Here is a 14880-nt window from a genome sequence, read left to right on the forward strand (position 1 = left end):
CGTCGCGCCGTTGGCCGCGACGCCCGTCACCGGAGTGCCACTGCGCTCACGCGGCGAAGAGACGGGCCGGTCGGAGCCGCGCCGCGCCGCTCCGGGCGTCATCGCCACCCGGCTCCTCACCGCGGATGACGAGGCGCGCGCGGTGGTGGACTTCATTGGGGCGAGGCGTGCCGAATTGGGACACTCCGAGGCGACGCCGGTCACGGCCGCGGTGCTGTGCCGCCGCCGCGCCCAGTACGACGCGATCACCGACGCATGTGTGGCCGCGGGGCTGGACTACGAGGTCGTGGGCCTGGGAGGGCTGCTCGATGTGCCCGACGTCGCGGACCTGCTCGCCTTGCTCCAGGTGGCCCACGATCCGTCGCGCGGCGACTCGCTGATGCGCCTGATCGTGGGCGAACGGCTCGCGCTCGGCCCGCGGGACCTCGCGGCATTGCACGACCGGGCCGAACAACTCGCCGGGCCACGCTCCGAACGCGAGGGCACCGCGAGCATCGTCGACGCGCTGGGCGCGTTGCCGCGCGCGGACTGGGTTTCGCCGCGAGGACGGTCGTTCACGCCCGTGGCCCGGGAGCGCTTGGGTGCGCTGGCGAGCGTGGTCGACGCGATTCGCAGGCACACGTACTTGCCGCTGCCCGAACTGGTGGCCTTCGGGGAACGCGCGTGGGGCCTGGACATCGAGTCGGCAGTTGCGCGCCAGGCGACTCGGTCTCGGCGTTCCGTGGACGCCTTCATCGACTCCGCCAGGACGTTCCAGACCGGAGCCGAACGCGCGACCTTGGGTGCGTTCCTCGCGTGGCTCGACGCGGCGCGAGCCGAAGAGAACGGGTTGGACGCGCCGGTGCGCGAACCGGATGCGGCGGCCGTGCAGATTCTGACCGGGCACGGCGCTAAGGGCCTGGAGTGGGATGTCGTGGCGGTGCCCGGCCTCAACGACGGCCACTTTCCATCCGTCGGTGTGCCGTCCGCGAGCAACCCCGACTACACGGACAGCGGTTGGCTCGATGGCGTGGGCAACGTCCCGTACGAGCTGCGGCTCGACCGCGACCAACTGCCCCAATGGCACTTCCACGGCGTGCGCGATCACACGGAACTCGCCGCCTCCATTGCCGACTTCAAGCGCGAGGCTGGCGGCTACCGACTCGACGAGGAACGCCGCCTGTTCTACGTCGCGCTGACACGCGCACGCTCGCACGTCCTGCTGAGCGGGTCCTGGTACTCCGGGGGTAAGCGTCCCCGAGATCCCTCGCCGTACGTGATGGAGTTGTTGCATCAGGGCGCCGTGGTGGCGGGTCAGTGGGAGGACCTCCCCGAGGACGATGCTCCCCCCGAAATCGCACGTCCGCCGGGGCTGTGGCCGCGTGCCGCGACGCCCGCGCAGGCCGCGCGGCGTGAACTCGCGGCAGCGGTGGCCGACGCCTTGGCGGGCATAGCGGGCGACCCCCCGGCAGCGCCGGGGACCGATGAGTTCGCCGCGGCTCGGGAGTCGGACCTGCCGCTCGCCCCTGAGATCTCGGCCATGCTCGCGGAGCGCGCGGACCGCTCGCACGGGACGGACCAGATCGAGCTGCCCTCGCACGTGTCGACGTCGGCGCTGGTGGCGATGCGCAGAGACCGGGCGGCCTTTGCCGTGCAGTTGCGCCGACCAGTACCCGTGGAACCCACGCGAGCCGCCCAACGGGGATCGGCCCTGCACGCGTGGATCGAGGCGCGTTACGGGCACGTCCCGCTGTGGGAAGACGAGGATGCGGACGACGATGCGGCGGCCGAGTTGGATGCCCTCAAGGCCACTTTCCTGGCCTCGGAGTGGGCGGCCCGCACACCCACTCACGTGGAGGCGGACGTCGAGCTGCCGGTGGGCAGCGTCACGGTGCGCTCGCGGATCGACGCGGTGTTCGGTCCGGGCGCGGGGCTCGACCGCGTCACGGTGGTGGACTGGAAGTCGGGCCTGCCGCCGCGTGACGAGGCCGAGAAGGCCGCCCGGGAGGTGCAACTTGCGATGTACCGGCTGGCCTGGTCAGCGCGCACCGGGGTGCCGATCGAATTGATTGACGCGGCGTTCTATTACGTGGCGAGCGACGCGACGGTGCGCCCGGAGCGATTGTTGGCACGGGAGGAGATTGAGACGCTCCTGGCTGGAGGCTGACGCCGCCCGTGATCGCGTGGCCGTTCGCCGTGTTGCCTGTGGGTGAGGCAAGATCTTCACTCACGGGCCGTTTTGGCCGATCACCACAGCAACTGACAAAGCCGTGGGCCGGACGTGAGGAGACTCTGTGGTGACGTTTCTGTTGACGTCCGCATATCTGGTGTCGATCGCGGTGGCCTTCGGCATCGGCCTGTATGTCTTGCGCGGGAACCGCTTCACGCTGGCGGGTCTTGCTGTGGCCACCGTGCTGGTTGCCACCGTCATGTGGTCGGCGATCTCTCTGGTGTCGGTGTACTACCCCTTCACCGCCGACAGCGAATATCCCGTGCGGGTCTTGGCGTGGGGGGCGGTGCTGGTGGCGGGAGTCCGCAGTCTCGTGAAGGTGCTGGAGGACCCAGCGTGGTCGCCGCGACCGCTCGACGTGGTGAACCTCACCGCGCATCCCTGGGTCATGGTGTTCATCGCCACGATCCCCTCGCTACACCCTTTGCTCGTCGACACGGACGCGGACGGCAAACTTACCTACACTGTGGGCTTCTGGATTCATTCGGCGGTGCTGCTCACCCTGTCGGGCAAACTTCTGGGGGGGCTGTTCGACCGATCTCGGCGTCTTCCTCGCACTCCGGCCGGGACGCGGTATGCCGTCTTCATTTCCTGGACCCTGCCCGCGGCGGGCTACGTGATCTCCGCACAGGTGTGGGGGCCGAGCGGCCCCGGCCTGGCGCCCGCATTCTTGGTGATCCCGGTGGCGCTGATCGGCTCGGCAGTGGTGCGGGACGGGCTCATCGACAAGGTCCCGCTGGCGAGGGGCGACGTGTTCGAGAATCTTGCGGGCGCCGTGTTCGTCATCGACAACTATGGGCGGGTGGTGGACGCCAACGCGGCCGCCCGGGCCTTGGCGTGGGACCTTGACGGCGCAAACGACATGAACGGGGCCGTTCTGGAGGAAGTGTGCCCCCGCACGGCTCACGTGATGGAGCGTGAAGGCGATGTCGACGTCCTTGATGCGTCACGTCCCCGCGTGCTGAATACGCAGGCGGCGCCACTGGTTGACGGCAGGGGCAAGATCGTGGGTCGCTGTGTCACCGTCAGGGACGTCACCGAATCGGCGATGCAACAGCGCGACCTGGAGCGCATGCGGGATGCACTGTCTCACGAGGTCACCGTCAGCGAGGAACTCCGCGCCGAGTTGGGGGACCAAGTGATGCGCGACAGTGCCACCGGCCTCTACAACCGTCGTTTTCTCTCCAAGGCCCTGCCAGAGCTCGTGAAGTCCTGCATCGGCAAGGGCTGTGAGCTCAGCGTCGCGGTGCTTGACATCGACGGATTCAAGGATGTCAACGACTCCCACGGTCATGTGGCGGGCGACAGGATGATTGAGGCAGTGGCGACCGCACTGCGTGATGCCGCGCCGGGTGGAACCGTGGTGCGTTATGGGGGTGACGAGTTCCTGGCGCTCATGCCAGGGGTTTCCGCGCGCGATGCGCTCGTCATGACGGAGGCCATGAGGACCGCAGGCTCCGAGGTCCGGATCGGCGTTCGAGGTGGCGAGATTCAGGTGACGGTCAGCGCTGGGGTCGCGACTCTGGTCGGCGAGGAAATCGACGGAGACGAACTTCTCGAGGTGGCCGACCTGGCACTCTATCGGGCCAAGGATGGTGGGCGTAACAGGACGTGGAGTCAGGTCGACGGCGCAGACTGATCGTCGTCGAACAGCAACGCCTCGAGGTCGGCCAGCATGCCGCGGCCGTCGGCGACCACGTTCTCGTTGTCGGTGCGTACCCCGTACATCAGCCACCTCAGCAGCGCCAATTCCGAGGAGAGTCGCGCGCGATCGGTCAGGTGCGCGTCGCGCGTCTCTCGACGCGCCATGACGTACGCCTCCATGATCGACTCGTAGACGTCGTCGGGCGCCGCCGCGGCTAGCCATGCGAGGTCGTCAGCGGGGTCGGCGACGCGCGCGTCCATCCAATCGACGATCCCCGCGACGGCCCCCTCGCGTACCAAGATCTGGTGTTCGCCCAAGTCCCCATGGGTCACGGTCGGCTCGAACCGCCACCACGCGACGTTCTCCATTTGGCGCTCCCACCGGTCCGCCAGGCGAGGCGGGACCAGGCCGGTCTGGACCCCGGCGTCGAGTTCTGTCAGGCGCCGCAGCCGGTACTCGTCGGCGTCGTACGTCGGCAGGCCCTGGTCCTCGACGAGCGAGGGCGGGAGTTCGTGAATCTGGGCAATCGCACGGCCCACCGATGCCGCCAGGCCAGGGCCCGGCTCGATGGCCGCCAGGTCGAGTGGCGCGCCGCGAACCTCCGTGTAGACAACCGCTCGGCCGCCCTCTTCTCCCGACATCGCGGCGGCGCCCTTGGGCCGCGACACGTCGAACTCGATGAGGCCGGCGTCGTGAGCGCGCGCCAAGGCTTGCAGGAGCCCCATCTCCGCCTCGAGGGCGGCGCCGGCGGCTGCTCGCTTGGGGGCGCGGACCACCCATCGCTTGCCGGTGGCGTCCTTGATGATCACGACATCGAAATCGGCATCGGAGTGCGGGCTGCGCAGCACGTCGTACACGTCGAGGCCGGGAACGGCCACGGACGCGAGGGCCGCAAGAGCGAGAGGTGAACGGGGCACGCAGTAACCGTACGGCGAAAACGGGTTCACGCGCGTGTTCCACGCCGCCTGCCAGGCGAGACGGCGGGGTGTCGCCCGGTGTCTCCAGCGATTTCGAACACGGCCCGCCATGGCGTGACGGTGGCTGCGGGTAGCGTGTAGGGCGTGACTAAGTGGGCGCAGGACGAGCCTTTGCTCGTGGACCGCGCGGCCGAACGCCGCGACACCGTCGACCTGACCGCGCTCGACGCCGTGGTGGTTCGCGACGGCTCTCTGCTGGCGATGGATGGGCAGCTCGCACTCCTGGCGCCGGCCGAGCAGCCCCCGGCGTCCCTGCGCGTGTACCTCGGGTTCGACGCGGGCCGCGACCTGGTGGCGATCGTGCCGGAAGACCCCTCCTTTGGTACCGACACAGACGGCATTGGCGGGGAATCTATGACTCCGCTGCGCGCCCTGCTGGGCCAGCTGAGCGCGCGCGGCCGTGACGGCGCTCGAGACCGCGAGCTTGCCGCCACGGCGGTCGCGCTCGCCACGTGGCACGCCAATCATCCGGTGTGCTCCGTGTGCGGAGACCCCACCGTGCCCGTCAAGGGTGGCTGGGTGCGCTTCTGCGAGCGCGACCAGAAGGAGCACTACCCACGCACCGACCCGGCCGTCATCGTCGCCATCACGGACCCCGATGATCGGCTGCTGCTGGCGCACGCCTCGTACTGGTCGCCCCGCAGATTCTCCCATTTGGCCGGCTATGTGGAGCCGGGGGAGAGCCTCGAGCAGGCCGCCCACCGCGAGGTGTTTGAGGAGGCGCAGTTGCTGATGCACGATCTCACGTACGTGGCGTCGCAGCCGTGGCCCTTCCCGGCATCGATCATGGTGGGATTCACCGCGACGGTCGAGTCTCCCGACTTTGTGTTGGATCAGGACGAGATCAGCGACGCCATGTTCGTCTCCCGCGAGGACATCGTCGGGTTAGTAGCCGACGGCACCGTCATCTTGGCCCCGCACGGTTCCATTGCGCGGCGGCTGCTGGAGGACTGGTACGGCGGACCTCTCGCCGACGGCCCGCGCGCCGAGCGCGCTGATGTCTAGTGGCGTTGCGGTGCGCGCGCCCGGTGGGCGGCGCGCGAGCGCCTGGGGATAGCGTCGTCAACGTCACCCCCGCCTGACACAATGGCGTCAATGTCTGCCGATGAAATTCTCGAAGCGCTCGACCCCGAGCAGCGCGAGGTGGCCACCGCCCTCCACGGCCCCGTGTGCGTCCTCGCGGGAGCGGGCACGGGCAAGACCCGTGCCATCACGCACCGCATGGCGTATGGCGTGCGCGTGGGCGCCTTCAGCCCGCAGTCCGTGCTGGCTGTGACCTTTACCGCGCGTGCGGCGGGTCAGATGCGGCAACGGCTACGGTCCCTGGGAGCCGACGGCATCCAGGCCCGGACGTTCCACGCCGCCGCGCTGCGCCAACTCAGCTACTTCTGGCCTCAGGTTGTGGGCGGGCAGATGCCCCAATTGGTCGACCAGAAGGCTTCGTTGGTGGGTCGAGCGGCCCGTTCGGTGGGCCTGAGTCCCGACAGGCTCACGGTGCGCGACCTTGCTTCAGAGATTGAGTGGGCGAAGGTGTCGCTGGTGGCCGCCGACGACTATGCGCAACTGATCAGAACCAAGGGCCGACCCGCTCCGGCGGGCATCGACGCCATGCAGGTAGCGGACGTGATGCGGGCGTACGAGGAGGCCAAGACCGAAGCCGTCGTACTCGACTTCGAGGACATCCTGCTGTTGTTAGCCGACATCATCGGCCGCCACCACGAGGTGGGCGAGCAGATTCGCCGCCAGTACCGCCACTTTGTTGTCGACGAATACCAGGACGTGTCGCCACTCCAGCAGTATGTCTTGGATCAGTGGCTGGGAGGCAGGCGCGAACTGTGCGTGGTGGGTGACCCCGCCCAGACCATCTACTCGTTTGCCGGAGCGTCCCCCGAGCATCTGCTCGGTTTCACGCGCCGGTATGAAGACGCGACGGTGGTGCGACTCGTGCGCGACTACCGGTCCACGCCGCAAGTGGTGAACCTGGCGAACGGGCTCATGGCGCATCGTGGTGCCGCCTCATCCGGGGTGGAACTCGTATCCCAGCGGCCATCGGGTCCCGCCGTCGGCTTCCACGCCTATCCGGACGATGTCGCGGAGGCCGCCGCGGTGGCGGCCCGCATTGAGGCGCTGGTCTCGTCCGGCGTGGCGGCCCGCGAGATCGCCGTGCTCTACCGCACCAACAGCCAATCGGAAGAGATCGAGGACGCCCTTGCGAGCCGGAGCATCGGCTACCTCGTGCGCGGGGGCCAGCGCTTCTTCTCGCGCGACGAGGTGCGCAAGGCGATCATCCTGCTACGTGGAGCGGCCGTCGCCGCGTCGGAAGACCCGCTGGGCGCACAGGTGCGCGAGGCGATCGTCGATGCGGGATGGTCGGAAGAGCCGCCCGCCGCTCGCGGCGCCGTGCGGGAGCGTTGGGACGCTCTTCAGGCGCTCGTGGAACTTGCGGACAACTTTGATGTGGACACGGTCGCGGCTACGGGCGCGCCAGCCTCGATGCGCGACTTTGTGGAGCACTTGGCGGACCGCGCGTCGGCCCAACATGCCCCATCGGTGGACGGCGTCACGCTCACCACGATCCACGCGGCCAAGGGGCTGGAGTGGGATGCGGTGTTCCTGGTGGGCCTCTCGGAAGGTCTGCTGCCCATCTCCATGGCGGAAACGGATGAGGCGGTGGAGGAGGAGCGTCGACTGCTCTACGTGGGCATCACCCGCGCACGTGAGCATCTGAACGTGAGCTTCGCACGCTCGCGCAAGGAGGGCGGGCGCTCGACCCGCAAGCGCACGCGCTTCCTGGAGAAATGGTGGCCGGACACCCAAGCGACGGCGCAGCGTCGCCCGCAGCGCACCGCGGCCCACGAGCTCAATGGCGACGAGGCCAAGCTGTTTGAGGCCCTCAAAGCATGGCGGCTGGAATTGGCGCAGAGCACCTCCAAGCCCGCGTTCACCGTGCTTGTGGACACGTCACTCGTCGCGATCGCGCGACACCGTCCGCAGACGCTTGGCGAGTTGGCACAGGTGCACGGGGTGGGCGCGTCCAAGCTCGACCGCTACGGAGCGGACATCCTGGGAATCGTTGCGACGCACTGACCCCGACCAGGATCGTGAGGTGTCACGATGTTTCGGGCATGCGTGCCCTGCGTGCCGCGAGTTCGTCACCCACGGGTCCGGCCGCACCGCATCCGCATTCTGGGCTCGCAGGCGCGGCGGCGGTGCTGGGCGGGGCATGGTGATCGATTGTCCACACGGTGTCCAGCCAGCCGTGCGCCGCGTCTGCCGGGCCGTTTCGTGCCGACCACCACCATCCGAGGGCGCCCGCGACGAGCCCGGCGGCCTGTGCCGTCACGTCGGGAGTGCTGTGGGGCAGAGTGCGTCCCGCGGTGAGTTGGAGTGACAGCCGCGGCCACGCCGCATCGGCGAGCGCCCGGCCGAGCCCGACGCACGTGCCGCACGCGCCTCGCCCGGGAATGACCATCGGACCCACCTGCGCGCCGCGTTCGTCGGTGGTGACGTAAACGTGCGGCGTATCGCGAGCCATCAGCGGCACGGCGGCGGCGAGCAAAGGGGCTCCGTGAGACACGATGACCTCCACGTCGACCCGCGCGCGACCGGCGCACACGTCGGCCTCCGGCAGCACCCGGCGGATCGTGTCGGCGGCGGCTGCCTGCCGCGTACCCGCCAACGAGCCGGGATCGTACGTGCCGCGCGGTGACTGTACGGCTCGACCGATGTCATCGATCGCGACGGCCCAGCCTGCTCGCGCGAGAGCCAGGGCGATACCGCAACCGATCGGTCCACCGTCGTTGATGGCGGCACGAGGGGTTGGTTCCTTGGCCCGCGTGAGGTCCTGGTCGACGAGCCCCGAGGCGATCAGTCGTGCCAGGATTACGGCGAACCGCGATCGGTCGCCGGGGGACACGGTGGCCACGGTGCCGAGCCGCTCGACGAATCGCCGCTCGTCCGCGGTGAGGTCGTCCAGTATCAGCGGATCCCTCACGCCCACCTGCAGGGAGCCATCCCCGCGCACCAGGACGCGTGCACCCGGTTTCAGTCTCATGGTGCGAGAGTGCCACCTCGCCCACGTCGGTGGGCGCTATCCACAGGTCCAGCGGCGCGGGGGGCTTCACCGCACTCCGGGCACGACGAAGGCCGGGCACCCCATCAGGATGCCCGGCCCTGACGTCGGTGGGCGCGAGTTACGCCTTGCCGAGGATGCGGTTCAACTTGGTGCCGCACTCGGGGCACACGGCCTTGGCCATGCGGCGCCCGTTCTCTGAAACCACAACGTCACCCTCGGTGGTGCGCTTGGCCTTGCACTTCACGCAGTAAAACTCGCCCTGGTACTTGTCGGCCATGAGCCTTCTCCTTCTTGCCGGTGTGCGGCGTGTGCCGCTGGTCCCCAACCGGGGGTCCGTTGCGTCAAGCGTAGACGCGGAAGCCGACAATACCCGCTAAGCACCGCTCGCCGTGTCGGAATCGCCTTCTTCGTCGTCTCCCGGCCCTTCCCACGTTCCGCTCAAGAGGGCCTCGATTTCGCGATCGATGTCGTCGGCTCGATTCTCGCCCGTGACCCCGTCGACCCACGTCCTCCAGTCCGCGAGCGTCTCCGCCTCAGGCAACAGATCGGGGTGGCGCCACAGCGCGTCCCGCGCGGAGGTTCCCATCCGGTTGGTCAGCATGGACCACATGCCAGCGGCGTCACGAAGCCTGCGCGGGCGCAGGTTGAGGCCCAAGAGGGCGGAGAAAGTGTCCTCCGCCGGTCCTCCCGCGGCCCGCCTGCGCCGCATCATCTCCCGCAGTTGGCCCAAGGCGGGCAGATGTGGGGCCGCTGCGCGAGTGGTCACCTCGTCGACCCAGCCCTCGATGAGGGCGAGCCACGTCTCGATCGACTCAAGGGTTTGGGTCTGCTCGGGCGTGGGGGTGGGCGTGAAGATGCCGGTCGTGAGGGCCTTCTGAAGGGCCGCCGGGTCTCCCATGCCGGCCTTGCGCACTGCGTTGTCGAGCGCATCGAGGTCGACGGCGACTCCGCGCGCATAACGCTCGATGGCGGCGTGCAACTGCCCCGGCAACCATGGGGCCGACGCGAAGAGGCGCACGTGCGCCGCCTCGCGAAGCGCGAGGAAGAGCCGCACATCGGCCAGGTCGATGTCGAGTCCCTCGGCGAATTTCTCGACCTCGAGGGGAACCATCACCACACGTGCCTCGTCGAGGAGAGGGATCCCGAGGTCGGTCGCGCCGAAGGCTTCACGAGCCATGGCGCCTGCCGCTTGGCCCATGTGCATGCCGCACACGGTGGGGCTCACGGAACCGATCAGACCCTGAGCGTTCGGCCCATCGAGCATTCCCGATTCGTCACTGAGGACCCCTCCGAGTGCCAGCGATACGCTTGACGCGACGGGTCCGGCCAGATACCTCCACTTCGGCAACGTCGCCTCGACCCACTCGGCGCGGCTCCACACGGCGGGCTGAGCGCGGGAGGGATCGAAATCTGTCGCCGTATCGAGCCACAACTCCGCCTCGGTCACCGCGGCGCGGTACTCGCGGGCCTGTGCCGCGCTGACCATGGGGTCGCCGCCCTGAGCGGCGACGCCGCGTGCCACATCGTGCGCGAGCGTCCAGTTGACGTCCTCGCCTTGCGACTGGCTCATCAGCGCGCGAATCTGGCTCAGCATGTGATCCATCATTCCGGGCGCGTTGGACATCCCCGATGCCTGAGCCAAGGCGGCAGGATCCATGCCCATCTGGCGCATTTGATCGAGTGCTGCCTCAGCGTCCTCGCCAAAGAGCTCTCGGAGCAGCCTCATCCACTGCTCATCAGCGTCCGCCATCTCGTCTCCTCGCATCGGCGTCCCCACCAGTCACCACCGTAACGAACGGGGGCCCCGATTGGGGCTTCCGTTCGCTATGGGCAATGATGGGGGTGTGAGCGAGCCGAGGGACGATGTGCACCTGTCGCTGTCAGAGCAGCCTCCTTCCCGCCGTGCCAACGTCATGGCGGCCACCGGTTTGGCGGCATCGCTCCTGCTGGCGGCGCTGACGGTGGTTCCCTCGCAATACGCGATCGAGGGGCCGGGACCGACGTTCGACACCCTCTCCGCATCCAACGACGTGCCGCTCGTTCAGATTGATGGAGCCACGACCTACCCGTCGAGCGGCGAGTTGCGATTGACCACGGTGTCGGTGTCCGATGCCAGCACCCAGCGGTTCACCGTGGGCGCCGTCATCGAGGCGTTTTTCTCTCCCTCGCGAACGGTGCAACCTGTCGAGGCGGTGCTCGGCAGCCCGCAAGATCAGAAGGCGTCCGAAGACCGCAGCGCCCAGCAGTGGATCACGTCACAAGAGTCCGCCACGGTGTCCGCGCTCGAGGCACTCGGCCACGAGGTCCCCGCGAAGATTTCCGTGGTGGAAGTGCTCGACGAGTCGAACGCCAAAGGAAAGCTCGAGGTGGGTGACGTCCTGGTGGCCGCTGGCGGCAAGGGCCTCGTCTCCTACAGGGATCTGACGGAGTATCTGGACTCCCACCAGGCAGGCGATGCGATCACCTTGACGGTCAGGCGCGCAGGCGACGAGGTGACCGTCTCGTTTGACCTGATCGACTACGACGGCGCGGCCCGCATGGGCATCACGGTGGATCCTCGCTTTGATCCGCCGATCGACGTGACGGTGGGGATCGACAAGGTGGGCGGCCCGAGCGCCGGCATGATGTTTGCCTTGGCGATCATGGACCAACTCACCCCGGATGACGAACTCCACGGCTCTCACGTGGCGGGCACCGGAGTGGTCGACGTGGACGGCCAGGTGTACCCCATCGGCGGCATCGCCCTCAAGATGCTGGGCGCACGAGCCGCGGGTGCCGACTACTTCCTGGCGCCCGTCGAGAACTGCGACGAGGTGTTGGGGCACGTTCCGGACGGTCTCGACGTTTATTCGGTAGACACGCTGGACGACGCCTATGCCGCGATCGTGGCAATCGGCAAGAAGGACACTTCGGTGCTGCCACGGTGCAACGCCGACAACAACAAAGGATGAGGATTTCCCGTGAGTTTTGACGAGGACCGCCCCGCACCCCGCAAGAGGCCCGTCACGGTCCCCCGACGCCGGTCTCCGCTGGGTCTCGCCATCGGCGTGATGGCCGTGCTCGCCGTGCTGACGGTGGCGCTTGCCAACGTCTGGACCGAGGCCGCCTGGTACGACCAGGTGGGCTACTTCGCCGTGTGGCGTACCGAGTGGGTCGCGCGCATCGCACTCTTCGCGATCGGAGCGGTCGTCGCGGGCGTCGCCGTGTGGGGGTCTCTGCGGTGGGCCAAGTCGGCTCGCCCGGCCCTGACCGCGTCGCGTAACACGCCGCTCGACCAGTACCGCGAGCAGATTCGCCCGATCGAGCGCGTCGTCACCCTGGTGCTTCCGGCGGTCGTGGGGCTCATCGCGGGCGGCGCCGTCTCCGCGCGCTGGGATCAGGTGTTGGCCTTCATGAACCGCACGGCGTTCGGGTACACCGACCCGCAGTTCAACCTGGATGCCTCGTTCTACGTCTTCACCTTGCCTGTACTGCGACTCGTCGTCGGCTTTGTGCTCGCGATCGCGATCCTGTCCACCGTTCTCGCGGCGTTTGTGCACCTGTTGTACGGCGGTATCTCCGGTGGTGGGCGAGTGTTCGTGGCCAGCAAGGGCGCCCGCACCCAACTCGGAATCCTGGGCTTTATCGTCATGCTCGCGATTGCCGGGAACTACGTGCTCGACCGTTTCTCGTTGGTGCTCAATCAAGGAGACCGCTTCGCTGGCGCCAGCTACACCGACGTGAATGCCATCCTTCCGGCACGGTCAATTCTGGCGGGCATCGCGGTGCTCGTCGCCGTCATGTTCCTGCTCGTGATCTGGCGAGGTGACTGGCGGATCCCTGCCACCGGCGTAGGTCTCATGGCGCTGTCGGCCATCGTCATCGGCGGCGTCTACCCGGCCATCGTCCAGAACTTCCAGGTGGATCCGAACGCCCAGGAGTACGAGGCGCCATACATTCAACGCGATATCGACGCCACCCTGCACGCATACGGCCTGGATGGCGTTGAAGTCAATCAATATCAGGCGCGCACGGAGGCCAACGCGGACGCGCTGCGCGCAGATGCGGACACCACTGCACAGATCCGCCTGCTGGACCCGAACGTGGTGGCGCCTACGTTCCAGCAGTTGCAGCAGAACAAGCAGTACTACTCCTTCCCCGAGAACCTCACCGTTGACCGTTACCGAATCAACGACGAGGTGCGCGATACCGTCATCGCGGTGCGGCAGCTGAACCTCGACGGCCTGAGCGCGGAGAACCGTTCGTGGGTGAATGACACCACGGTCTTCACGCACGGCTTCGGAGTCGTGGCCGCCTACGGCAACAAGGTGACGTCGGACGGTCGCCCGCAGTTCTACCAGTCGGGCATTCCATCGACGGGCGAGCTCGGAGATTACGAGCCGCGCATCTACTTCGGTGACAGCGTTCCCGCCTACTCGATCGTGGGTGCCCCAGAGGGCACGGCTCCGTGGGAGCTCGACTTCCCGGACGACGACGCTGGTGGCCAGGTCAACAACACCTATCAGGGTGACGGTGGACCCGTCATCGGGAACCTGTTCGCCAAGATGATGTACGCGCTCAAATTCGGCGAGCAGCAGATCCTCTTCTCAGACCGCGTGACGAACGAGTCGCAGATTCTCTATTACCGCGACCCTATTGAGCGCGTATCGCGTGTGGCCCCGTACTTGAAGCTCGACTCCACGACGTACCCCGCCGTGGTCGATGGTCGAGTGGTGTGGGTCGTCGACGGTTACACCTCGACGCCCGACTTTCCTTATGCGGCGACGGTGACGTCGGCGGACCTGTTCGCCAACACGGACACCCTCAATCCCGCCGTGCTCAACTACATCCGCAACTCGGTCAAGGCGACGGTGGACGCGTATGACGGTTCCGTGACGCTGTACGCCTGGGATCCCGAGGATCCCATCCTGCAGACGTGGCAGAAGGTCTTCCCGTCAACATTGGTGCCGTACTCCGAGATGACCTCGGATCTCATGAGCCATATGCGCTACCCCGAGGACCTGTTCTCGGTGCAGCGCTACCAGCTCACGCGGTATCACGTGGCAGACGCGGCGGACTTCTACTCGGGTCAGGATTTCTGGGCCAACCCGGTGGACCCTACGGAGGAAACCCAGCTTCAGCCGCCGTATTACCTGACCTTGCAGATGCCCGGTCAAGACGTTCCGGCATTCTCGTTGACGTCGACGTTTATCCCGGGTGGAAACTCCGACCGACAGGTCCTGACCGGCTTTGTAGCCGTCAACTCGGAAACGGGTCACAAGGCGGGGGTGAAGGACCCTGACTACGGGAAGTTCAGGCTCTTGGAATTGCCGCGCGACGCGACGGTGTCGGGGCCCGGCCAGGTCCAGAACCAGTTCCGCTCCGACCCCGAGGCGCAGAACGTGCTGAACCTGCTGCGGCAGGGCGAGACGGACGTGATCAACGGCAACCTGCTCACCCTGCCCGTGGGCGGTGGCCTGCTGTATGTCCAGCCGGTCTACGTGAGGTCCTCGCAGGGAACTCAGTTCCCGCTTCTGCAGAAGGTGTTCGTCTCGTTCGGCGATCAGGTGGGCTTTGCCGACACGTTGTCCGGAGCGCTTGATCAGATCTTCGGTTCGGGCTCGACGGTCGATCCCACGGACCCGGTTCAGCCGACGGACCCCGCACAGCCGACGGATCCGACGCAACCCGTCGACCCGGACGTGAGCGCGGCCCGCGCCGCCTTGCGTACCGCGCTTGCCGACGCTCAACAGGCACTCACCGACGGTCAGGCCGCGCTCGCGGATGGTGACTTTGCCGCCTACGGCGAGGCGCAAGATGCGCTCGCCGAGGCGCTGGGTCGGGCCGCAAGGGCCGAGGCGGACCTCGATGCCGCCACGGATCCCGGCGCGAATGCGGGGTCCACCCCGACACCCGCGCCGACGCCGACTCCGACGCCCTCAGCGTCACCGGCCAGCGTGTAGTTCAGTTGACATGGCGAGGGGCCGCGGGGATC

General features: G+C 67.7%; 10 protein-coding genes. 6 read left to right on the forward strand and 4 right to left on the reverse strand.

Annotation, left to right across the window (positions count from 1 at the left end):
• Together QZZ29_RS07220 and QZZ29_RS07225 are read left to right on the forward strand one after the other, a co-directional pair.
• On the forward strand, nt 1–2146 hold a 2146-nt coding region (locus QZZ29_RS07220; protein WP_291382316.1), incomplete at its 5' end, for an ATP-dependent DNA helicase.
• A 130-nt stretch (nt 2147–2276) separates the two neighbouring features.
• Complete coding sequence (locus QZZ29_RS07225; protein WP_291382317.1) at nt 2277–3848, forward strand: GGDEF domain-containing protein; 1572 nt, start codon at nt 2277–2279, stop codon at nt 3846–3848.
• Here the strand turns inward: QZZ29_RS07225 and QZZ29_RS07230 are convergent.
• A complete protein-coding gene (locus QZZ29_RS07230) occupies nt 3827–4771 on the reverse strand; it encodes a phosphotransferase (protein WP_291382318.1) in 945 nt (314 codons plus the stop codon). The genes QZZ29_RS07225 and QZZ29_RS07230 overlap by 22 nt on opposite strands.
• Nucleotides 4772–4915: 144 nt before the next feature.
• On the opposite strand from QZZ29_RS07230, the gene nudC reads away from it, so the two are divergent.
• Both nudC and QZZ29_RS07240 read left to right on the forward strand, forming a co-directional pair.
• Nucleotides 4916–5836: an NAD(+) diphosphatase gene (nudC, locus tag QZZ29_RS07235; RefSeq protein ID WP_291382319.1), complete on the forward strand. Its 921-nt coding sequence runs from the start codon at nt 4916–4918 to the stop codon at nt 5834–5836.
• A 90-nt stretch (nt 5837–5926) separates the two neighbouring features.
• Nucleotides 5927–7918 carry an ATP-dependent DNA helicase UvrD2 gene (locus tag QZZ29_RS07240; RefSeq protein ID WP_291382320.1) on the forward strand — a complete coding sequence of 664 codons (1992 nt, stop codon included), beginning with the start codon at nt 5927–5929 and terminating at the stop codon, nt 7916–7918.
• 22 nt (nt 7919–7940) lie between these two features.
• Here the strand turns inward: QZZ29_RS07240 and QZZ29_RS07245 are convergent, their stop codons facing one another.
• From QZZ29_RS07245 to QZZ29_RS07255, 3 genes are all read right to left on the reverse strand, one after another.
• Nucleotides 7941–8885, reverse strand: coding sequence for a hypothetical protein (locus tag QZZ29_RS07245; RefSeq protein ID WP_291382321.1), 945 nt, complete (start codon nt 8883–8885; stop codon nt 7941–7943).
• A gap of 139 nt (nt 8886–9024) precedes the next feature.
• Nucleotides 9025–9183 (reverse strand): DUF5679 domain-containing protein, encoded by a 159-nt coding sequence (locus QZZ29_RS07250; RefSeq protein WP_291382322.1) that lies wholly within the window; start codon nt 9181–9183, stop codon nt 9025–9027.
• A 96-nt stretch (nt 9184–9279) separates the two neighbouring features.
• A complete protein-coding gene (locus tag QZZ29_RS07255; RefSeq protein WP_291382323.1) occupies nt 9280–10656 on the reverse strand; it encodes a zinc-dependent metalloprotease in 1377 nt (458 codons plus the stop codon).
• 94 nt (nt 10657–10750) lie between these two features.
• On the opposite strand from QZZ29_RS07255, the gene QZZ29_RS07260 reads away from it, so the two are divergent.
• Both QZZ29_RS07260 and QZZ29_RS07265 read left to right on the forward strand, forming a co-directional pair.
• Complete coding sequence (locus QZZ29_RS07260; RefSeq protein ID WP_291382324.1) at nt 10751–11857, forward strand: S16 family serine protease; 1107 nt, start codon at nt 10751–10753, stop codon at nt 11855–11857.
• 9 nt (nt 11858–11866) lie between these two features.
• A complete protein-coding gene (locus QZZ29_RS07265) occupies nt 11867–14848 on the forward strand; it encodes a UPF0182 family protein (RefSeq protein ID WP_366479226.1) in 2982 nt (993 codons plus the stop codon).
• The last annotated feature ends 32 nt before the right edge of the window (nt 14849–14880 follow it).

It is taken from the genome of Demequina sp., assembly GCF_016278765.1.
Lineage (GTDB): Bacteria > Actinomycetota > Actinomycetes > Actinomycetales > Demequinaceae > Demequina.

Bases quoted from the DNA above. Each gene is read 5' to 3' on its own strand.
- QZZ29_RS07240 (WP_291382320.1), top strand. From the start codon at position 5,927: ATGTCTGCCGATGAAATTCTCGAAGCGCTCGACCCCGAGCAGCGCGAG.
- QZZ29_RS07245 (WP_291382321.1), bottom strand. From the start codon at position 8,885: ATGAGACTGAAACCGGGTGCACGCGTCCTGGTGCGCGGGGATGGCTCC.
- QZZ29_RS07250 (WP_291382322.1), bottom strand. From the start codon at position 9,183: ATGGCCGACAAGTACCAGGGCGAGTTTTACTGCGTGAAGTGCAAGGCC.
- QZZ29_RS07255 (WP_291382323.1), bottom strand. From the start codon at position 10,656: ATGGCGGACGCTGATGAGCAGTGGATGAGGCTGCTCCGAGAGCTCTTT.